This is a genomic window from Streptomyces sp. NPDC017993 (assembly GCF_044328065.1).
Taxonomy (GTDB): Bacteria; Actinomycetota; Actinomycetes; order Streptomycetales; family Streptomycetaceae; genus Streptomyces.
Genome location: NZ_JBIRGO010000019.1, coordinates 143,672 through 164,806 on the forward strand (window position 1 = coordinate 143,672; position 21,135 = coordinate 164,806).

A 21,135-nucleotide genomic window follows, 5' to 3' on the forward strand; every position below is an offset into this window, starting at 1 on the left:
GACACCGGCGGGCACGGACGCCATGCGCTGTGCGCTGCGCTCCGCGGTGACGCGTCTCAAGGGAGTGCCGGCCGCATCGGGCTCCGTAGGGGCTTCAGGCTCTTCGCCGGCGCCCTGCCGGCGGGATCGGCATGAGCAGGGGGCCCGCCCGCTTGGTGCGGCGCTGTACGAGGGCGGTCTCCGTGCGGCCGATGCCTGGCAGACCGCTCAGTTCGCGAGCGAGGTAGTCGTAGAGGGCGCCGGTGTCGCGGCATTGAACCATGGCGAAGACGGACGCCGGACCGGTGGTGACGGCAGCGAAGGCGACCGGCGCGTGGTGGGACAACGCGTCCGCCACCGCGCCGAGCGCCGCGGGCGCCACCTCCAGCCACAGCAGCGCCTCGATGGGGGAGCCGAAGTGGGCCGGGTCCACGTCCACCTCGAAGTGCAGTACCCCGGTGGCGCGCAGCCGTGCGATGCGGCGGCGCACGGTCGAAGCCGACCACCCGGTGGTGGCTGCCAGCTGCCGCACGTCCGCCCGGCCGTCCCTGGCCAGCTCGCCCACCAGCCAAAAGTCAGCCTCGTCCCAGTCGACCGGCCCGCCGCCTTCGACCGGCCTGCCCCCGTCCTCCGGCTCGCCGACACCCTCCTGCCGTACCTCCCGGTCGTCCGATGCCGCCAGCCGGCGCAGCTGTGCTTCCTCGGCCTTGCCCAGGGCGCTCGTCCGGCCCGCCCAGCCGCCGACCCCGGCAACCGGCCGCAGGACGCAGCTCGCCTCCATGTCCCGCACCCCTGGGGTTCGGGCGAGGTGCTCGAAGAACGGACGGCCACCGTCCGCGCCTGTCCCCGGAGTGCGGACCATGCAGGCCAGACGGTTTCCACCGGCGAGCGCGGCGACCCACGAGGTGTCATCCCGATGGGCGAGGACGGCGATCAGCGCGTCCACCGCGTCGGGTGCGCAGTCGACGCGGACGAGCCAGTCGAGCATGCCGATGCGCGAGCTGTCGACAAGCCCCGCGACCCGGACGACCAGGGCGGACCGCAGCCGGTGGTAGCGGCGTGCCACGGTGCGCTCCGGCACCCCGAGCACGGCGGCGATCCTGCTGAACGGCGCCCGGCCGTCCAGCTGAAGCGCGTGGACCAGGCGACGGTCCAACTCGTCGAGCGTGACGGATTGCGTCACCTTGCCCCCTCCGGACTGCGGATCGCGTCGTTCCCGGCGAATGTACAGCGCCCACCGGGGCGCCCGGCGGGACGCTGTCCGCACCACTTGGAGACACCGGAGCGAGGTACACCATGCTGACCGTTCTTCCCATCAGGTATGTGGCCGACGTCGAGGCGTCGCGGCACTTCTACGCCGGGCTGGGGCTCGCCGTGCGGCAGGAGCCGGGCGCGGCCGTCTGGGTCCGGCTGACCGCCGCCGCGGGCGCCGTCGGCATCCACGACGCGGCAGTGTCGAAGGGCCGCCCGCCCGGCACCGCCGAACTCGGCTTCACGACGGACGAGCCACTGGAGGAGGTCGCGCTGCGGCTCGAACGGACCGGCTACGCCTACGAAATCGTCGACGAGGACTTCGGCCGCAGCATCCGTGTCACCGACCCGGACGGCGTCGTCGTCCAGATCCAGCAGATCGATCCGGAGACCGTCGGCAGGTCGGCCGCTGCGGTGACCGGCGAGTCCGGCTGAGACGGAAGGCCACCTGTGGAACCCCTCCTCACCCTCGCCGCCGTCACCGGCCTGCTGTTGCTCGTCGGGGCGCTCGGAGCAGCACGGCTCCGTCGCCCGGCCGTCGCCCTGCGCGGCGGACTGGCCGCCATGTTCGCCCTCACCGGCGGCGCGCACTTCATCGGGATGCGCGAGGAGCTCATCGCGATGGTGCCGCCGGCGCTTCCCTTCCCGGGGCTGCTCGTCACCCTGAGCGGCATCGCCGAACTCGCATGCGCCATCGGGCTGCTGTGGTCGAAGACGGTCCGGGTCTCGGCCGCCGCGCTCGGCCTGCTGTTGGTCGTGATGTTTCCTGCCAACGTGTACGCGGCCGGGCCGGACGTCCCTTGGTGGGACCAGCTCGGGCCACGAACGGCAATCCAGCTCCTCTTCCTGGCGGCGACCGTCACCGTCCTGGTCCGGCACGGCCGGCCGGCGCGGCGCTACGGCCGGTCGTGAGCCGGCTGGGCGGCGGCCCCTGAAAGGCCCCTTGTCGGATGGCGTCGGATTGCCTTGGGCGACATCACCGCCCTGGTCCCACCGCGAACCTCACCACGGCGGCTACCAAGTGGGCGCGGCGCTGCGAGACCTGAGCCAGGGCGGGCACTCGCGAGTGTGGGCGCCGGGGGGCGAGGAAGGCGAGCCGGCCGGGCGGGTGCGGGCCGGCGGGGCGGACGGAGGGGGGAACCGGCTCGGAACCGCGGCCGTTGGACGGTACGGACTTTCGTCCCACCGGAAGTTCAGCAGGATGCCGACGCTGTTCCTACGCCCTACTCGCCCACGCCTTCGCCCGGCCTCCGCACGACGCCCGTACGCGCCCCGCACACCACGCGGCCGCGTGCCGCGTGCGAGGAGACAGGAGAACCCGATGGACACCACCCCCGTCCCGCCTTCCGCCGCCCGCCCGGTCGACGCCGTCGTCGTCGGGGCGGGGCTCTCCGGCCTCTACCAGCTCCACCGGCTGCGTGAACTCGGCCTGACGACGGTGGTCTTCGAAGCCGGTGAGGACGTCGGCGGCACCTGGTACTGGAACCGGTACCCAGGCGCCCGCTGCGACGTCGAGAGCATGTCGTACTCCTACTCCTTCTCCCCGGAACTGGACCAGGAATGGGAGTGGAGCGAGCGCTATGCGTCCCAGCCGGAGATCCTGCGCTACATCCACCACGTCGCCGACCGGTTCGACCTGCGCAGGGACGTGATGCTGCGCACCCGGGTCACCCGCGCCGTGTACGACGAGGCGGGCCACGTCTGGCAGGTCTCCACGGACACCGGACGGACCGTCACCGCCCGGTTCATCGTGCTGGCGTCGGGCTGTATGTCCGTGCCCAAGGACCCCGGGATCCCCGGCAGTGACGATTTCGCAGGCGCCACCTACCACACCGCCCGCTGGCCGCGCGAGGACGTCTCCTTCGCCGGCAAGCGGGTCGCCGTGATCGGCACCGGATGCTCAGGCGTCCAGGCCATCCCCGTCATAGCCGAGGAGGCGGCCTCCCTCACCGTCTTCCAACGCACCCCGGCCTACGCGCTGCCGGCCCACAACCGCCCGCTCCGAGCCACCGAAATCGCGGAACTCAAGGCCCGATACCCGGAGTTCCGGCAGGCCCAGCGGCTGTCCCGGGGCGGGACCGTCTTCGAGCCGCCGACCGGTTCGGCCCTGGAGGCGGACGAGGCGGAGCGCACGGCCGCCTACGAGGCTGCCTGGGGTTCGGGCCTGTTGAGCGGACTGCTGCGCACCTACACCGACATCCTGACCGACGAGACGGCCAACGAGACCGTGGCCGAGTTCGTCCGGTCCAAGATCCGGTCTATCGTCTCCGATCCGGCGACAGCGGAACGGCTCTCCCCCCGCACGTTCCCCTTCGCGACCAAGCGTCCCTGCCTGGACACCGGCTACTACGCCACCTACAACCGGCCGCACGTCACGCTGGTGGACTTGCGTACCACCCCGATCGAGACGATCACGTCCCGGGGCATCCGGACCTCGGACGGGGAGCACGACTTCGACGCGATTGTGTTCGCCACCGGATTCGACGCCCTGACCGGCTCCCAGCTCGCCATCGACATCGTCGGCAAGGGCGGCGCGACGCTCCGGGACAAATGGGCGGACGGCCCACGGAACTACCTGGGGCTCGTCTCGGCCGGCTTCCCCAACCTCTTCACCGTCCTCGGGCCTCTCAGCCCGTCCGTACTCAGCAACATCGCGGTGTCCCTGGAACAGCAGGTGGAGTGGATCACTGACTGCATCGACCATCTTCGGAGTAACCGCCTCACGGAGATCGACGCCATTCCAGGGGCCGAGGCGGACTGGGGTGTCCGGGTGGCGGAGTTCGCCGCCCGGACGCTCTATCCGGCCGCGGCATCTTGGTACAGGGGAGCGAACGTACCGGGCAAACCCCACGTCTTCCTGGCCTACGCGGGCGGGCTGGACCGGTACCGGGAGGAGTGCGACGCCGTGGCCCGAAGCGGCTACAGGGGGTTCGCCCTCTCCGCTGCCTCCTCTTCATAGAACGACAGCGGGGCTTCCTCGTTCCCGGAACGAGGAAGCCCTCTTGACCGATGGCCACGAGAACACCCCCGTCACCATTTCACCTGCCAGGTTCGACCATCGGCAGGTCACGCCAGGCCAGGCTCAGGCACAGGCCCTGAGGAATTCGATGAGCGCCGTGTTCACCTCTTCCGGGCGTTCCTGCTGAGTCCAGTGCCCGCAGCCGGCGAGTTTGAGGGGCTTGCGCCAGAGGTTGGGCATGAGGTCGGGGAGGCGCTCGATGAGTTCGGGTGTGCCGGGGAAGGCGGGGACGAGGTCGCGGTCGCCGTAGATGTACAGGGCGGGCCGGGTGACGACGGCGCCGTGCCATGGAGCGGTCAGTTCCCAGTTGCGGTCGAGGTTGCGGTACCAGTTGAGGGCCCCGGTGAACCCCTGGGAGAAACTCTCGGTGAGGGCGTCGAGATCGTCCTCGGTGAACCAGTCCGGCAGTACCTCGGGGTCCGGCATGGCATCGAGCCAGCCCTGCCCGGGCTCGATCAGCGGCTGCTTGACCTCGCCGGTGTGCGGAGCGGAGCCGGAAGCCGCGTAGAAGAACTTCCGCAGGGTGGTGCGTACGTCCCTCGCGAACTCGGCGTCGGCGACACCGGGGCGGTTGAAGTAGTTCCAGTAGAAGCGGCCGCCGAACTTCTTGTCCATGGCGGCCAGCGGAGGCTGCGTCCCCCGGAAGGGGGGTGGCACGCTCAGGCCGGCCACCCCGAGCACCATGTCCGGTCGCAGCAGCGCGGTGTGCCAGGCGACCGGGGCGCCCCAGTCGTGTCCGACGACATACGCCTTCTCCTCGCCAAGGGCCTGGATCAGTCCGACGACATCGCCGACCAGGTGGAGGATGCTGTAGGCGTCGACGTCTTCGGGATGGTCGCTGCGTCCGTATCCACGCTGGTCGGGGGCGACCACTCGGAAGCCCGCATCGGCCAGGGGACCGATCTGGTGGTGCCAGGAGTGCCATGACTCGGGGAAGCCGTGCAGCAGCACCACCAGGGGGCCGTCGCCCTGCTCGGCGATGTGCAGCCGAACGCCGTTCACGTCAACCATTCGATGCTCAACCATGATGATGAGCGTACGCCCCGTGATCTTCGGGTGGCGGTGCCGGTTTCACCGGTCGGCCCTCGGCGAGCGCGTCGACGATGCAGGCGGCGGTAGCCGGCCGGCAAGGACGCTGTGCGAGGTCAGCCTCTTGACCCCTGTGGCCCCAGCAACTAATTTGCGGTAGTCGTCGACCCACCACGACCGAAAGGAGGCGACCAGCGGATGTACACCAGCTCTGATCTTGGTCGCCTCGCCCAGTGCACGGTCTGGGTTCCGGGTCGCATCGCGCACGGCTGCTGAGCACGCCGTTCTGATGTGCCCGTTCGTGGCACTTCCGGGTTTCCCGTCACCACCTTCCCGCACGTCGCTGTTACGTGCCTTTCTGCGCCCATTCCTCTCACGTGGCGCGTCTGAACACAGAAAGCTGCCTGAAATTGGCGAACATGATGAATCGACCGATCGCGCACCGAAATGAAGGCCTGTCATGGTAGAGGCGCGGATCACGGTCAACGGGAAAGAAGCACCGATTTCACCGGCTGCGCCCCACACCACAGCGCTGGATTTTCTGCGGGAGCGCGGCCTCACCGGCACCAAGGAGGGCTGCGCCGAGGGTGAATGCGGCGCCTGTTCGGTCCTGGTGGCCCGACCCGGGGTGAACAAGCCCACCGACTGGGTGGCGGTCAACGCCTGCCTGGTCCCGGTCGCGGCGCTCGACGGTCAGGAGATCATTACCTCCGAAGGTCTCGCCACTGCCGGCGAACCCGGCAGGCCGCCCACCCTGCACCCGGTGCAGGAGGAGATGGCGGTCCGCGGCGGTTCCCAATGCGGCTACTGCACGCCGGGGTTCATCTGCAGCATGGCCGCCGAGTACTACCGGCCCAACCGCTGCGCGCACGCGGACTCGGCCGACAGCACCGACGCCGAGCACGGTCCGAACGGTTTCGATCTGCACGCGCTGAGCGGAAACCTGTGCCGCTGCACCGGCTATCGCCCGATCCGCGACGCCGCGTTCGCCGTTGGTACGCCCACCGACGAGGACCCGCTGGCGCAGCGTCGCGAGCAGTCCCCGCCCGCACCGGTCGCCACCGAATACACCCAGGAGGGCAGCGCGTTCCTGCGGAAGAGCACCCTGGCCGAAACAGTGCAGTTGCTGCGCGAGCGGCCCGACGCCGTGGTGCTCGCCGGCTCCACCGACTGGGGCGTCGAGGTGAACATCCGTTCCCGGCGGGCGGATTGCGTGGTCGCCATCGACCGGCTGCCCGAATTGCGGGAGCTGCGCGTCGAATCCGACTACATCGAGATCGGGGCGGCGCTGACGCTCACCGAGATCGAACGCCGCCTCGACGGCGGCGTCCCGCTGCTGGCAGAGCTGTTCCCGCAGTTCGCATCCCGACTCATCCGCAACGGTGCGACCCTCGGGGGCAACCTGGGAACCGGCTCGCCCATCGGTGACAGCCCGCCGGCGCTGCTCGCGCTGGAGGCGTCGGTGGTGCTCGCCGACGCCGACGGTGAGCGCGAGGTCCCGCTGGCGGAATACTTCACCGGCTACCGGCAGAGCGTGCTCCGTCCCGGCGAGCTGATCCGCACGGTGCGCGTCCCGCTGCCGCTGTCGCCGGTCGTGGCCTTCCACAAGATCGCCAAGCGGCGCTTCGACGACATCTCCAGCGTGGCAGTCGCTTTCGCGCTCGACATCGAGGACGGGATCGTCCGCAAGGCACGGATCGGCCTGGGCGGCGTGGCCGCCACCCCGATCCGCTCCCTCGCCACCGAGGCGGCCCTGGAGGGCAAGCCGTGGGCGGCGGAGACGATCGAGGCCGCTGCCCGGGTGCTGCAGGTCGAGGGCACACCGATGAACGACCATCGCGCCAGCGCCGAATACCGCTCCGCGATGCTCGGCCAGAGCCTGCTGAAGCTGTACGCGCAAACCAATGAGGCGGTGTCGTCATGAGTCATTTGTCCGAGCGCCCCGAAAAGCCTGTCGTCGGCGTCTCGATGCCGCACGAGAGTGCCACCCTGCACGTCACCGGCACCGCGCTCTACACCGACGACCTGGTCCATCGCACCAAGGACGTGCTGCACGCCCACCCGGTCCAGGTCATGAAGGCCCACGGCAGGATCACCGCGCTGCGCACCGAGCCCGCGCTCGCCGTGCCGGGCGTGGTCCGCGTGCTGACCGGTGCCGACGTGCCCGGCGTCAACGATGCCGGGATGAAGCACGACGAGCCGCTGTTCCCCGACGAGGTCATGTTCCACGGCCACGCGGTCGCCTGGGTGCTCGGCGAGACCCTGGAGGCGGCCCGGCTCGGTGCGGCGGCCGTCGAGGTGGAACTCGACGAACAGCCCTCCTTGGTCACGCTGCAGGACGCGATCGCGGCCGACAGCTTTCACGGCGCTCGGCCCGTGATGCTGACCGGCGACGTCGACGCCGGCCTCGCCGACTCCGCGCACGTGTTCACCGGCGAGTTCCAGTTCTCCGACCAGGAACACTTCTACCTCGAGACGCACGCGGCGCTGGCCCATCTCGACGAGGCCGAGCAGGTGTTCGTCCAGAGCAGCACCCAGCATCCTTCGGAGACCCAGGAAATCGTCGCGCATGTGCTCGGTCTGCACAGCCACGAAGTGACCGTGCAGTGTCTGCGGATGGGCGGTGGCTTCGGCGGCAAGGAGATGCAGCCGCACGGATTCGCGGCCATCGCCGCGCTCGGCGCCAAGCTGACCGGTCGGCCGGTCCGGCTGCGGCTCAACCGGACGCAGGATCTGACCATGTCCGGCAAGCGGCACGGTTTCCACGCCACCTGGAAGATCGGCTTCGACGCCGACGGCCGGATCCGGGCCCTGGACGCCACCCTGACCGCGGACGGCGGCTGGAGCCTGGACCTCTCCGAGCCGGTGGTGGCCCGCGCGCTGTGCCACATCGACAACACCTACTGGATCCCCAACGCGCGCATCGCCGGTCGTATCGCCAAGACCAACAAGGTCTCCAACACCGCCTTCCGCGGCTTCGGCGGACCGCAGGGCATGCTGGTGATCGAGGACATCATGGGCCGGTGCGCGCCGCTGCTCGGCCTGGATCCGATGGAGCTGCGGGAGCGCAACTTCTATCAGCAGGGTCAGTCGACGCCGTACGGACAGCCGGTCGCCCAGCACGAGCGGATCTCCGCCGTCTGGCAGAAGGTTCAGGACAACGCCGGCATCGCCGATCGCAAGTGCGAGATCGCCGCCTTCAACGCCGCGCACCCGCACACCAAGCGGGCGCTCGCGATCACCGGCATCAAGTTCGGCATCTCGTTCAACCTCACCGCCTTCAACCAGGGCGGCGCGCTGGTGCTGATCTACAAGGACGGCTCCGTCCTGATCAACCACGGCGGCACCGAGATGGGCCAGGGCTTGCACACCAAGATGCTGCAGGTGGCCGCGACCAGCTTGGGCATCCCGCTGCACAAGGTGCGGCTGGCCCCGACGCGAACCGACAAGGTCCCCAACACCTCTGCCACCGCAGCCAGCGCCGGGGCGGATCTCAACGGTGCGGCGGTGAAGAACGCCTGCGAGCAGTTGCGCGAGCGGCTGCTGGGGGTGGCCGCCACCCAACTGGGTTCGCATGCCTCGGACGTGCGCATCGTCGAGGGCGTCGCGCGCACCCTGGGCAGCGAAAAGGAGCTGGCCTGGGACGACCTTGTGCGCACCGCGTACTTCCAGCGAGTTCAGTTGTCGGCGGCCGGTTTCTACCGGACCGAGGGTCTGCACTGGGACGCGAAGACGTTCAGGGGTTCGCCGTTCAAGTACTTCTCCCACGGCGCCGCCGCGGCAGAGGTGGAGGTGGACGGCTTCACCGGCGCGTACCGCATCCGGCGGGTGGACATCGTGCACGATGTCGGCGACAGCCTGTCCCCGATGATCGACATCGGTCAGGTGGAGGGCGGTTTCGTGCAGGGCGCGGGCTGGCTGACGCTTGAGGACATGCGCTGGGACGCCACGGACGGCCCGAACCGTGGCCGGCTGCTGACCCAGGCCGCCAGCACCTACAAGCTGCCGAGCTTTTCGGAGATGCCCGAGGAATTCAACGTCACGCTGCTGGAGAACGCCACCGAGGCGGGCGCGGTGTACGGGTCCAAGGCGGTGGGTGAGCCTCCTCTGATGCTGGCGTTCTCGGTGCGAGAAGCGTTGCGGCAGGCGGCCGCCGCGTTCGGGCCGAGCGGGGTCAGCGTCGAGTTGGCCTCGCCCGCAACGCCGGAGGCGGTGTACTGGGCGATCCAGGCGGTTCGCCAGGGCGATGCCTCCCCGAACGGTCACGCCGGTAACGGGTCTGCCACCACCGGCCACACCGGAAACGGGCACGCCGCCAACGGCAGGATCCGAACCGACGCAGAAGCGTTGAGCGGTGCCTGACATGGCGTGGATCGCCGCGGTCGCACGGTTGCGAGCACGCCGGGAGTCCGGCGTGCTGGTGACCGTCGCGACCGTGCGCGGTCATGCCCCGCGCGACGCCGGAGCGAAACTGGTGGTGGGGCAGACCGAGACGTGGGGCTCGATCGGTGGCGGCAATGTCGAGGCCGTCGCGATCGATCGGGCCCGGGAGATGATCGCCGTGTCAAAGCCGGAGCCGGAGCTGATTGATTTCACCCTGAACGACAAGGTGACCAACCAGCATGGTGTGCAGTGCTGCGGCGGCACGGTCTCGGTACTGCTCGAACCGCTGCCGGTGGTACGGGCGGTGGCGATTTTCGGCGTCGGGCACGTCGGGCTGGAACTGGCGCGCATCCTGGCACGTCAGGACCTCGACCTCCATCTGATCGACACCCGCTCCGACGTCCTCACCGAGGAGCGGCTCGACGTGCTGGCGGACGCGGTGGCGCAGGTGCACGTGCATCACACGCCGCTGCTGCCCGAGGAGGTGCTGGAGAAGTTGCCGCCCGGCACCCACATCCTGATCATGACCCATGATCACGCCGAGGACGCCGCGCTGTGCGACGCCGCCTTGCGCACAACCCACCTCGGCTCCCTCGGGCTGATCGGGTCGGCGGCCAAGTGGGTGCGGTTCCGCAAACGCCTCGCCACCGAGGGCGGTCACGGCGACGCCACCATCGATCGGATCAAGACCCCGATCGGGCTGGTCGACATCGCCGGCAAGGAACCCGCGACAATTGCGGTGAGCGTCGCTGCCGATTTGCTGCGTACCTTCGAAACCGAGGGGAACTGACTCTCCAACCGGATCGACAGGGTGCCTCGCCGCCCGCCTACGTGCGGGGCACCCTTTCGGCGCGACAGCGCCCGTCCCTTCGACAGGCATGGGCCTCACCAGCGCAGTCACCAGCTGGGATCGCTGCCTGGAGGTCGGCCGGCGCCGCGTCCGACCTACGGGCGGGCCTGGATGCAGGCTAAGCGGGCTGATCCCTCCGACCGGCAAGCGGCTCCGTAGGGGCGTCCAAGCGCACGGCGAGGGCGGCGATGTCGTCGTCGAGGCGCCCTTTGCTGTAGCGGAGCAGGTCATGGTGCAGAGCGTTGAGCAGTTCGCCGGGGTGCCCCTGGGGCTGTCGACGCAACCAGGCCGGCACCGAGAAGAACTCGCCGTCGCGGTCGCGGGCCTCGGCGACACCGTCGGTATAGAAGAGCAGCAGGTCGCCGGCGGCGAAGTCGAAGGTGTCGATGCTGTAGTGATCACCGATCAGCTCCGCGAGGTTGAGAAGCGGTGAGGGAACGGTGGGCTCCAGGGCGCGGATTTCACCGCGGTTCAGGAGCAGCGGCGGAGGATGTCCGCAGTTGAGGATTCCGATGCTGCCGCCGCCGTGGGGGATCTCGGCGAGAAGGGCGGTGGCGAAGCGCTCCATCACGCCCTCGGTGGGAAAGGCGGCGTTGTAACGGGTACTGCTGGCTTCCAGGCGACGGGCGATTTTGACCAGGTCCGCCTCGTCGTAGGCTGCCTCCCGAAAGGCGTTGACCATCGCCGCGGCCGTGCCCACAGCCGGCAGCCCCTTGCCCCGGACATCGCCGATGAGCAGGCGGACCCCGTACTTCGTGTCGACCACCTCGTAGAAGTCGCCGCCGATACTGGCCTCCGCCGCGGCCGCGAGATACAGCGCCTCGATCTCGACGCCCCCGAAGCGGCGCGGCATCGGGCTCAGGACCACCTGCTGCGCCGCGTCGGCGACGAGCCGGACCTGGAGCAGGGTCTGCTCCCGCTGGAGCCGGATATGACTTCCGTACGCGGCGGCCACGGTGACCGCGACGATCCCCGCCGCAGTCCACCATGTCCCCAGGCCGGGGAACACGAGGCTGAGGCCGATCATGAGAAGAAGGCACACCGTCCCCAGCAGGACGGTGGGGAGCACGGGCCACATGGCGGCGGCGAGGGCCGGCGCCGCGGGCAGGAGCCGGCTGAACGCCACTTCTGGGGGAGTGACGTACGCCAGGCTGGCGATGACAACGGTCAGGATCACCGGAGACAGCAGAATGAGTGGCCTCCGGCCGAGGCGACGACGGAGGCGTAGCCGTCCAGGCTTGATCACACTTCGCAGGATATCCACGCAGAGCGGACATGGCGCTCTTGTGGGTCGGAGTCGGCAGTCTGTGTTCGAACGAAGCACCCTGCTGGGCGATGGTGCCGAGGCTGAGCAGAGCCGGGCTCCTCACGAACCGAGTGTGACCCGGACGGCTGTGCCGGTGAAGGGCTCACCGGCCTTTCTCGGCCGACGGGGTTCCGGATGGCTCGCACTGTGGCTGCTCGCTCCTGCCCGCCTATCACGTCCGGAGCCAGCTCTTCCGGCAAGCCGCCGACTGGCAGATGCGTCAGATCCGTCGGCGGGGCTCACCACCTCTGAACGCTCCGGGCACGCGACGTGGCGGCAAGTCCACCGCAGTGAGTTGCCCACCCGGAGCGATGCGTGGGGAGGCACGCCGGTGACCCGTCACTCGCTCGTGGTCACACGTCCCAGGTGACCGGGAGGCTCTTCACCCCGTAGATGTCCGCGACCTCCGGGCGCAGGGCGACCTCTTCAGCCGGTACGGCAAGGCGCAGCGTGGGGAAGCGGTTGACCAGTGCGGGGAACGCGACCCGCATCTCGACGCGGGCCAGCTGCTGCCCCAGGCACTGGTGGATGCCGTGGCCGAAGGCCAGGTGCCCGCCGCCCTGCCTCTGAAGGTTGAGCGCGTGGGGATCGGCGAAGCGTTCGGGGTCACGGTTGGCGGTGTTGTACGACAGGATCACCGGCGAGCCGGCCTTGATGGTCCGGCCGCCGAGTTCGACGTCTTCCAGCGCCGTCCTCATGAACGTCTTGGCGACGCTCAGATACCGCAGCAGCTCCTCCACGGCCCGGTCGGCGAGCGCGGGATCGGCGCGCAGCGCGGCCAGTTGCTCCGGATGCCGCAGTAGCGCGAAGGTGCCGAGAGCCAGCATGTTCGCGGTGGTGTCGAGACCGGCCGCGAGCAGAATCAGGCTGATCCCCTTCAGTTCCTCGTCGGTCAGATCGCTGCCGGTGAGGTCGCTGAGCACGTCATCGGTGGGGTTCGCACGCTTGGCGGCCACCAGCTGCGCGAGGTAGTCCTGGGTCCCGGTGTAGGCCGCCATCAGGTCCTCGTCGCTTGTCTCCCCGTTCATGAACGAGTCGACCTGCTCCTGGAAGGAGCCCCGGTCCTGGTACGGCACCCCCAGCAGCTCGCAGATCATGATGGCGGGGATGGGCTTGGCGAACGCGGTCACCAGGTCCGCCGGCGGCCCGGCCTCCTCCATGGCGTCCAGGTGGTCGGCGGTGATCTGCTCGATGCGTTCGGTGAGCAGTCGCATCCGCCGTACGGTGAACTTGCCCATCAGCGGTTTTCGATAGCGGCTGTGCTGGGGCTCGTCCATGAGGAGGAACTCGCCGGGCGGCGCCGGAGGGGACTGGATGTCGCCATAGTCGATGGTCGGGTGGAGCATGAGCTCCTTGCGTGAGCTGAACCGCGAGTCGGCCAGGACCGAGCGGACCAGGTCATATCCGGTGATCAGCCAGCCCGGTTTTCCGCCGGGGAAGGTGTAGCGGCTGAGGGGGGCGTGCCGGCGGGCGTCGATCAGCTCTGTCGGCGGGTCGAAGGGGCAGCCGGGCTGACGCGCCGTCGGCATCGTCGTGACGGTGTGAAGGGATTCCCCCATGGCCATTCCTCTTCTCGCGATATTACGTGTTTGGGAATGCTCGAAAGCTACGTTGCATTCAGAATGACTGTCAATCAGTTGAAAGTCATATGCCCAGGTGGATAGCCACAAATTGATGCAATGACGCTGGGCTCGAATGCAATGCTGCGTTGCAATGAATGGCGGCGAAGGCAATACTGACGACATGCCAGGAGGACGGTTGACCCAGCAGGACCGCCGGCGCATCGCGGCCGGACTCGCCGGCGCGCTCTCCTACGCCGAGATCGCGAGGCGACTCGACCGTCCGACCTCGACGATCAGCCGGGAGGTCGGACGCAACGGCGGCCCCGGCGGTTACCAGCCTCAGCAGGCGCAGCAGGCGACCGGCCGGCGGGCGCGGCGTGGCACACCGGCACCCCCGCGCGCGGCCGGACCACCGGGAGGCGCGACGGGAGAGGAGATCATCGAGATGGCGGTCGGGTCGGGGATGCCGAGAATGACAGCGCGCGTGCACGTCGACCTGCTGCTGTCCGAGCACGGCAGGCGCACCGCGGCCGAGCTGACCCGGAGGCTGAAGGTCAGCCCCGCCTCCGTCTCCGTGGCCACGAACTACCTGGTCCAGCACGGCTATGTCCGGCGCGAGCGCGATCCGCAGCGACGGCGCGACATCTACGTGATCGATGACGAGGCCTGGTACCACTCGATCGTGATCAGCTCGCGGCAGACGCTTGCGGCGGTGCGGGCCTCGATGGCGGCGGCGGAGGCGTTCGGGATCGACAGCCCCGTGGGCCGGCGGCTGGCCAGGGGAGGGACGTTCTTGGAGCGGGTCGTCCTGGACATGACGGAGTCGGCCGACCGCTGGCGCGCCCTCCTGAAGTGATGGGTCTCGTGGTTCTCCTCCGCCCTGCAGCCGGGCCGCTGCGGAGGTGCCTCGTCGTGGGCTTGACCGCGTGTCCGCTGCGAAGCGTTGTTCGGGGATCGGTGGCGCGATACTGCAGTCGGTCGGTGTGGACGTGCCGACGGCGGATCAGTCCGCTCGTGATGAGCGCGCCGGGTTCCCCCGCACACGAGTGGGCCACACGACGACGAGAAGGACGAAGGCGAGGCCGGTCAGGGCCTCATCTCTTTCAAGCGCCAGTCAAGTCGTGTCGCGCGTCTCCAAGGTGTCGGGGCCTCACATCGTGAGGCTGCTCAGTTGGCGTGGTCGGGTGGGCCTGGTGGTTGGTCGAGAACAGTTCGTCCCGGTCACGCAGGACTCCGATGATCGCCTGGGCCGCCACGGCGAGCGCGCCGACCAGTCCGGCCATCCGGGGGCCGGCCAACCCGGGAGTGATTGCGGGGGCGACGATCAGCAGGGGCCCTAGATGGATGTCGCCTGGGGCCAGCACGTCGACAACCGAATTCACAACGATCAGTCCGAGAGGGATCGCCAACAGCGCGTGACCTGGTTGCCATGGCTGCCACAGATCCGCGAGGCGTCGCCGGAAGGTCATACCCCCACTCTGCACCGGCCACGGCCACGGCCACGTCGCAGAGCGTAGCCCGGCCCTCGCGTACAGACGTTCCGAGCGGTGCGCGTGGCCAACGTGCTTGTCGTCCGCTCGCCGGCTGCGGCCGGCCGCTACTCGTATCTGTCCTACGTCAGCAGTGCCTTGCGCAGCACGGGCGCGGCCAGCCCGCGCACCACACGGCGGATGCCGAGCAGTCCCGCGACCTGGATGGCGCGGCCGCAGGTCGGCGGCGTGCGCTGGACCGGCCACCGGGTCGCCGTTGACGTCGATCCCGGTGAGCTCGATGCCGGACTCGGCGAACGGCTTCAGATATGCCTTGGGGGACAGTGCACCGGACAGCAGCTATTCGACCGGCAGGTGCGGGATCGGCAGGAAGCCGCCCGCATTGATCTCGGCGCCGGTCAGCCTGGGCGAGGCGATGGCCGACAGTGCCCCTTCGAGGGGAGGTCGTGCAGAACGGCGGTCCAGACGCTCAGTTTCATCGCGCCAATTCCTTGGTGATCCGGTCGAGCATGAAGGCGGAGGACTCGCGGGCGCGTTCCTCCCAGGCGAAGACGCAGGCCGTCGCGACGCCGTCGAAGTCCAGCTCGCGCAGCGTGCCGAAGAAGGCGTCCCAGTCGACCTCGCCCTGTCCGATGTCCAGGTGCTGATGGATACGGGCGGCCGTGCCGGGAGGGTTGAGGATGTAGCGCAGGCCGGACGAGCCCTTGTGGTTGAAGGAGTCCGCGATGTGTACGTGTTGGAGCTTGTCCCCGGCGTAGCGCATCATCGCCGCGATGTCCGCCGCCGGGTCCGCACCCGAGAGATGGAAGGAGTGCGGGGCGCAGTAGAGGTAGTTCACCCAGGGCTTGTTGATCGCGCGGACCAGGTCGACCGCCGGGCGGTTCTCCTCGCAGAAGTCGTCCGGGTGCGCTTCGAGGTTGAGGGCGATGCCCTCGCGTTCGAAGAGCGGCAACAGCTCCTCCAGGGACCGCCAGAACGCGGCCTCGCTCGCCGCCGCCTGCTCCGGGCGCCCGTTGAACTCCGAGTTCATCAGCGGGCAGCCGAGGTCCGCGGCGATCTCGATCATCCGCTTCCAGTACCGGACGGCGGCCTGCCGCTCGGTCTCGTCGGGCGAGGACCACTTGTAGAGGGGCAGCACGCTCGCCAGCTGCACACCGTGCGTCCGCAGTGCCGTCTTCAGCTCCCCGATCCGAGCGTCGTCCGCGCGCGGGTGCAGGAAGAAGGGCATGAAGTCGTCGCGCGGCGACAACTCGATGTAGGAGTAGCCCAGTTCGGCGACGGTGCGCACCATCTCGTCGATCGGCAGCGCACGGAACATGTACGGGTCGAGGGCGATCTTCATCGGGCGTCTCCGGTGGTGTGAAAGGCGGGCCGGTCCTTCAGGTGGACATCGACGATCCGGCCCGATTCCAGCGCCTCGACGGTCGTGTTGGTGATGACGGTCGCGGCGTAGCCGTCCCACGCGGACGGGCCGGTGGGCCCGGTTCCCGCCTGCACGGCGGCGATCCACTCCCGGAACTCCTCGTCGAAGGCGTCCGTGAAGCGGCCCTGCCAGTCCTGGAGTACCGCCGTGCTGTGCCGGGCGGCGCTGCGCACACCGACCGCGGCCGGGTCGGGCAGCCGCACCACGCCGGTCTCGCCGACGGCCTCGCACTGGATGTCGTAGCCGTACCGGCAGTTGACGAAGACCTCCAGGTCGATACGCACACCGGCCGCGGTCTCGAAGAGCATGATCTGCGGGTCCTTCAGGTGCGGGTGCCGGTTGCCGGTGGCACGCGGGGTGAGCACCTGGACCGAGACGATCTCGTCGTCCAGCAGCCAGCGCAGCACGTCGATCTCGTGCACCGCGGTGTCCAGCGCGGCCATCCGGGAGGTGTAGGACTCGGGGACGGTCGGGTTGCGGTGGGCGCAGTGCACCATGAGCGGGGCGCCGATCTCCCCGGTGCCGAGGACCTCCTTCATCTGGCGGTAGCCCGCGTCGTAGCGGCGCATGAAGCCGACCTGGACGAGCCGACGGCCGTGCGCCATCTCGGCCTCGACGATCTCCAGACAGTCCTCGGCGCTGGTGGCCAGCGGCTTCTCGCAGAAGACGGGCTTGCCCGCGGCGACGGCGCCCAGCACGTGCTCGGCGTGCGTCGGCCCCCACGAGGTGACCACGACCGCGTCGACCTCGGGCAACGCGATCAGCTCGGCTCCGGTGGGCACGGCGCGGGCGCCGGCAGCGGCCGCCGCCTCCTCGGCGCGGGCGGTGTCGATGTCGGTGACCGCGACGACCTCGGCGCCCGTGATGACGTGGGTGAGGCGGCGGATGTGGTCCTGTCCGATCCAGCCGGCGCCTATGACCCCTACGCGCACAGTCATGGGATTCCTTTCTGCGGTTCTTCGAGCCCGTGGGCCCGGGAGGAAATTCAGGAAAAGCGGTCGCGGAGTTCCGTTTCGAGGGCTTCCAGGGAGCGGCCCCTGGTCTCGGGCACGTACCGCTTCACGAAGGCGATGGCCAGGAGGCCGAGCGCCACGAAGACGAAGAAGGTGTTGGAGATGCCGACTCCGGAGACCAGCGAGGGGAAGGCGAGGCCGATCGCGAAGTTGGTCAGCCAGAGCACCACGGCTGCGATGCCCATGCCGAGGGCCCGCATCCGCGTCGGGAAGATCTCCGAGAGCATGAGCCAGGTGACCGGCGAGATCGCGCCCTGCTGGAAGGCGAGGAAGGTGACGGTCATGGCGAGCACGGCGAAGGCGCGTCCGTCGCCGGCCGGCATCACGTACGAGAAGACGCCGATCAGCAACAGGGCGCAGGTCGTGCCGATCTGGCCGGTCATCAGCATCGGGCGGCGGTTGACGCGGCCGAGCAGCCAGATGCCGGCGAAGGTGGCCAGCACGGAGATCACGCCGTTGGCGATGTTCGCGGTCAGCGCGCCTTCCGAAGCGAAACCGGCGTCGGTGAGGATCTGGGTGCCGTAATACATGATCGTGTTGACGCCGGTGATCTGCTGTACGACGGCGATACCGAAGCCCACCCACATCAGCCGGCGGAGCCACGGGGTGGCCCTGAGGTCCTTCCAGCCCCCCAGCTTCTCCTGCTCGTCCCTGACGGCGAGCGCGGAGACCTCGCTCAGTTCGGCCTCGGCCCGCTGCGTGGACCTGACCTGCTTCAGCACCTCGAAGGCGTCGTTGAAGCGGCCCTGTGCGGCCAGCCAGCGGGGGCTCTCCGGCATCACCAGCATGCCGAACCAGAGCACCACGGCGGGCACCGTCGCGATCACCAGCATCCAGCGCCAGACGCCGCCGGACTCGCCGCCGAGATGGGCGATGACCGCGTTCGACGTGAACGCCAGCAACTGCCCGCTGACGATCATGAGTTCGTTGCGGGTGACGAGTGCGCCTCGGCGCTCCGCCGGTGAGATCTCGGCGAGATACACCGGCACGGTCACCGACGCGCCGCCCACCGCGAGGCCGAGCACGAAGCGCGCCGCGATCATCACCGCGGTGCCGGGCGCGAGCGTGGCGCCCAGCGCACCCAGGAAGAACAGCACGGCGAGGAGCAGGATGTTCCGGCGCCGGCCGCGGGCGTCCGAGAGCTTTCCGCCGACGACCGCCCCCAGGGCGGCCCCCAGCAGGAGGGAGCTGGTGACCAGGCCCTCCGTGAGGGGGCTGAGGCCGAGGTCATCCCTCATGTACGGCAGTGCGCCGTTGATGACCCCGGTGTCGTAGCCGAAGAGCAGTCCGCCGAAGGTGGCGATGACGGTGATGACCCGCAGGCGGCGCGTCACGTGGCGCGGTGTGTCTCCCGTGCGGGCGGGTGGTGCGGTGTGTGCCATCTCGTCGTCCCTGACGTCCATGGCCAGCTCCTACCGGTTGTTCGGGTGTCGGGTGCCGGAGAGGCCGCGTTCGGCCGGGTGGGTGCGGGTACGGACCGACATCTATGTCCCTTCGCTCCTCGGACACCCGTGGCCTCGGCCAGGGCATCCATGGGGGCTGACAGTGACTGTCGCGCTCTACTAGCGCGCTCTAGTGGCTGTATGATTGCCGTCGTCCAAATGTCATGTCAATAGGTTGTTGCGCGGCGATTTCCTGCGTGTCGCAGCTCGGGAGGATGGGGGCACAGGTGGATGCAGCGGGCGAACGGCGCCCCACGATGTCCGACGTCGCGGAGAAGGCAGGGGTGTCCAGGGCCCTGGTCTCCATCGTCTTCCGCGACCGGCCGGGCGCGAGCCAGGAAACCCGCGAGCGCGTGCTGCGCATCGCGGACGAGCTCGGCTACCGCCCCGACAACGCTGCCCGGCTGCTCGCCCGCGGCCGCAGCCGGACACTCGGCGTGCTGCTCACCGTGCACCAGCCCTTCGATGCCGACCTCGTCGAGGCCATCTACCCGGAAGCCGAACGGCTCGGCTATGACGTGCTGTTGTCCGCCAACGCGCCCGGCCGCTCCGAGCAGAAGGCAGTCGAGGCGCTGCTCAGCCACCGCTGCGAGGCACTGATCCTGCTCGGCCCGGCCTCGGACCCCGCCTACCTCGACGCACTAGGGCAACGCACGGTCGCCGCGTCCATCGGCCGTCGTATCGAGGGCGCCCGCATCGACAATGTGCACACCGCAGAGGGCAAAGGGGTGCGCGAGGCCATGGCTCACCTCGTCGGACTCGGCCATCGCCGGATCGTCCATGTCGACGGCGGCCGCGACCCGGGCTCGGCCGAACGCCGCCGCGCCTACCGCGCCGCGATGCGCCGACACGGCCTCGCCGACGAAACCCGCGTCCTTCCCGGTCGGCACACCGAGGATGCGGGCATCGCGGCAGCCCGTCTGCTACTGGCGGAGAGTAGCCTGCCGACGGCGGTCCTGGCGAGCAACGACCGTTGCGCGTTGGGCCTGTTGATGACATTCACCCGGGCCGGAATCGAGGTACCGGGCGACATCTCGATCGTCGGCTACGACGACAGCCACCTGTCCCACCTCATGCCCGTCGGCCTCACGACGGTCCGTCAGGACCCGGCTCTGCTCGCCGAACGCGCGGTGCGCTTCGTCGTCGAACGGCTGGAAGGGCAGGGGGTGGAGCCGCAGGAGGCGGTGCTGGACCCGAAGTTGGTGGTACGCGCCTCCACGGCGGTGCCGCGGGACGGCGAACCGTCGACCGGCGCGGCCGCACCCCGCAGCCGCGTCGAGTTGCCGCAGGGGCATCGATAGGTGCTGCTTCTGGATCACGAAACCCGGTGACGGAGCGACGGACAACTGCGCACGGCCGAGCCGTCGCTCTCCGGCGTCATGGATGCCTACGCGCACGCCCTGCTGCAGTCCTTCGCCGACAGCAGCAACCTCTTCCCCGAGCTGCTGCGCGCACGGGGGACCACGTCTCTGGACCGCGGGGCTCGCACCATCACTGAAATCCACCGCCTCGTGCTCGAAGCCGCAAACCCCTACACCGACCAGATCCGGCGCTCCAACCCGGAAGCTGCGCTGGACACCGCGGCCCGCGCCGTCCTGGGCGCCTGTTTCCACAACTCCGTGCGCCCCGACCCCGCCACCGGCGAAGCAGCCAGGCGGCAGTACGCGGACGAACTCAGCGACATGGCGATCGCTTATCTCCTCACTCCCGACCGCCGCACCGCCCACACCTGAGCCGCCCGCACTGCCGGGTCCCGCCGGCTGACGCCGCCTACTCGGGCGAGTTGCTTGCGGCGTCTTGCCCAGCATCGCGGGCGCGGCCTCACATTGAGGCGTGCTTACGCTCATGCATGACCGCGATGTGATCGGCGAAGGTGTCACCCCTCAGAGGAGCGCCTGCTGCCCAAGACAGGGGGATGCAGGGCGCGTTCTGCCCGGCGCCGGTCATGCGCTTACGGCGCCAAACCCGCCCGCCCGGCCAGCCGGCCTACGGAGTTGATCACCGGTCTCGTCGATGCCGACGCCGACGCCAAGGTGTGTGCGGGCAGGGCATTCGAGGCCCCGCCACAACCGCGGACCAGCGGCGTCGGCGATCACTTGCGTGGCCGACTGGTCGCCGGCATAGGAGCTTCCCCTGATGGTCGGCAAGAATGCAGCCGCCGTGCCCCATGTCCTCGGGGCACGGCGGCGTAGTCGCGGCGGTCACGGCCTGGGAGTCGCTGCAGGCGCCACCAACGTGCCAGTGTTCTCCGTGAGTTGCCTCAGAAACACCCCTCGCCTACGGGCTTGCGCGATCAGCCCTTGCGGGTCTTGACCTCTTCGGTGAGGGTCGGGACGACCTCGAAGAGGTCGCCGACGATGCCGTAGTCGACGAGGTCGAAGATCGGGG

At 69.4% G+C, this 21,135-nt stretch carries 18 protein-coding genes; 10 read left to right on the forward strand and 8 right to left on the reverse strand.

Features of this window, described 5'->3' with window-relative positions:
* Positions 1-94: 94 nt before the first annotated feature.
* Positions 95-1,162, reverse strand: coding sequence for an Lrp/AsnC family transcriptional regulator (locus tag ACH4FH_RS30015; RefSeq protein WP_398559080.1), 1,068 nt, complete (start codon positions 1,160-1,162; stop codon positions 95-97).
* 113 nt (positions 1,163-1,275) lie between these two features.
* On the opposite strand from ACH4FH_RS30015, the gene ACH4FH_RS30020 reads away from it, so the two are divergent.
* The 3 genes from ACH4FH_RS30020 to ACH4FH_RS30030 all read left to right on the forward strand — a co-directional run bounded on the left by ACH4FH_RS30020 (position 1,276) and on the right by ACH4FH_RS30030 (position 4,189).
* Positions 1,276-1,665, forward strand: coding sequence for a VOC family protein (locus tag ACH4FH_RS30020; RefSeq protein WP_398559081.1), 390 nt, complete (start codon positions 1,276-1,278; stop codon positions 1,663-1,665).
* 15 nt (positions 1,666-1,680) lie between these two features.
* Positions 1,681-2,142, forward strand: coding sequence for a hypothetical protein (locus ACH4FH_RS30025; protein ID WP_398559082.1), 462 nt, complete (start codon positions 1,681-1,683; stop codon positions 2,140-2,142).
* Between the two features lie 409 nt (positions 2,143-2,551).
* Complete coding sequence (locus tag ACH4FH_RS30030; protein ID WP_398559083.1) at positions 2,552-4,189, forward strand: flavin-containing monooxygenase; 1,638 nt, start codon at positions 2,552-2,554, stop codon at positions 4,187-4,189.
* Positions 4,190-4,312: 123 nt separating this feature from the next.
* Here the strand turns inward: ACH4FH_RS30030 and ACH4FH_RS30035 are convergent, their stop codons facing one another.
* Positions 4,313-5,260, reverse strand: a complete 948-nt coding sequence (locus tag ACH4FH_RS30035) for an alpha/beta fold hydrolase (protein WP_398559100.1) — start codon at positions 5,258-5,260, stop codon at positions 4,313-4,315.
* Positions 5,261-5,738: 478 nt separating this feature from the next.
* Here ACH4FH_RS30035 and ACH4FH_RS30040 point away from each other — a divergent pair, with 478 nt between their 5' ends.
* From ACH4FH_RS30040 to xdhC, 3 genes are read left to right on the forward strand one after another with little or no spacing between them, the layout of a single operon-like run.
* Entirely contained in the window at positions 5,739-7,202 is a 1,464-nt protein-coding gene (locus ACH4FH_RS30040; RefSeq protein WP_398559084.1) for a xanthine dehydrogenase small subunit, read from the forward strand.
* A complete protein-coding gene (gene xdhB / locus ACH4FH_RS30045; protein ID WP_398559085.1) occupies positions 7,199-9,640 on the forward strand; it encodes a xanthine dehydrogenase molybdopterin binding subunit in 2,442 nt (813 codons plus the stop codon). Before ACH4FH_RS30040 ends, xdhB begins: the two co-directional genes overlap by 4 nt.
* A gap of 1 nt (position 9,641) precedes the next feature.
* Positions 9,642-10,451, forward strand: coding sequence for a xanthine dehydrogenase accessory protein XdhC (xdhC, locus tag ACH4FH_RS30050; RefSeq protein ID WP_398559086.1), 810 nt, complete (start codon positions 9,642-9,644; stop codon positions 10,449-10,451).
* Between the two features lie 178 nt (positions 10,452-10,629).
* Here the strand turns inward: xdhC and ACH4FH_RS30055 are convergent, their stop codons facing one another.
* On the reverse strand, positions 10,630-11,688 hold the full coding sequence (locus ACH4FH_RS30055; protein ID WP_398559087.1) for a PP2C family protein-serine/threonine phosphatase: 1,059 nt from the start codon (positions 11,686-11,688) through the stop codon (positions 10,630-10,632).
* Between the two features lie 482 nt (positions 11,689-12,170).
* Complete coding sequence (locus ACH4FH_RS30060) at positions 12,171-13,376, reverse strand: cytochrome P450 (protein WP_398559088.1); 1,206 nt, start codon at positions 13,374-13,376, stop codon at positions 12,171-12,173.
* Between the two features lie 199 nt (positions 13,377-13,575).
* Here ACH4FH_RS30060 and ACH4FH_RS30065 point away from each other — a divergent pair, with 199 nt between their 5' ends.
* Complete coding sequence (locus ACH4FH_RS30065; RefSeq protein ID WP_398559089.1) at positions 13,576-14,235, forward strand: MarR family transcriptional regulator; 660 nt, start codon at positions 13,576-13,578, stop codon at positions 14,233-14,235.
* Positions 14,236-14,482: 247 nt separating this feature from the next.
* Here ACH4FH_RS30065 and ACH4FH_RS30070 read toward each other — a convergent pair whose 3' ends face one another.
* Positions 14,483-14,848: a hypothetical protein gene (locus ACH4FH_RS30070; RefSeq protein ID WP_398559090.1), complete on the reverse strand. Its 366-nt coding sequence runs from the start codon at positions 14,846-14,848 to the stop codon at positions 14,483-14,485.
* Positions 14,849-14,926: 78 nt separating this feature from the next.
* Here ACH4FH_RS30070 and ACH4FH_RS30075 point away from each other — a divergent pair, with 78 nt between their 5' ends.
* Entirely contained in the window at positions 14,927-15,367 is a 441-nt protein-coding gene (locus tag ACH4FH_RS30075) for a hypothetical protein (protein WP_398559091.1), read from the forward strand.
* On the opposite strand, the gene ACH4FH_RS30080 is transcribed toward ACH4FH_RS30075, so the two are convergent.
* From ACH4FH_RS30080 to ACH4FH_RS30090, 3 genes are read right to left on the reverse strand one after another with little or no spacing between them, the layout of a single operon-like run.
* Positions 15,345-16,211, reverse strand: a complete 867-nt coding sequence (locus ACH4FH_RS30080; protein WP_398559092.1) for a sugar phosphate isomerase/epimerase family protein — start codon at positions 16,209-16,211, stop codon at positions 15,345-15,347. The genes ACH4FH_RS30075 and ACH4FH_RS30080 overlap by 23 nt on opposite strands.
* Positions 16,208-17,230: a Gfo/Idh/MocA family oxidoreductase gene (locus ACH4FH_RS30085; RefSeq protein WP_398559093.1), complete on the reverse strand. Its 1,023-nt coding sequence runs from the start codon at positions 17,228-17,230 to the stop codon at positions 16,208-16,210. Before ACH4FH_RS30085 ends, ACH4FH_RS30080 begins: the two co-directional genes overlap by 4 nt.
* Before the next feature lie 47 nt (positions 17,231-17,277).
* Entirely contained in the window at positions 17,278-18,708 is a 1,431-nt protein-coding gene (locus tag ACH4FH_RS30090; RefSeq protein ID WP_398559094.1) for a sugar porter family MFS transporter, read from the reverse strand.
* Positions 18,709-19,004: 296 nt separating this feature from the next.
* Here ACH4FH_RS30090 and ACH4FH_RS30095 point away from each other — a divergent pair, with 296 nt between their 5' ends.
* A complete protein-coding gene (locus ACH4FH_RS30095) occupies positions 19,005-20,048 on the forward strand; it encodes a LacI family DNA-binding transcriptional regulator (protein ID WP_398559095.1) in 1,044 nt (347 codons plus the stop codon).
* Positions 20,049-20,126: 78 nt separating this feature from the next.
* On the forward strand, positions 20,127-20,480 hold the full coding sequence (locus tag ACH4FH_RS30100) for a hypothetical protein (RefSeq protein WP_398559096.1): 354 nt from the start codon (positions 20,127-20,129) through the stop codon (positions 20,478-20,480).
* Positions 20,481-21,135 lie beyond the last annotated feature (655 nt).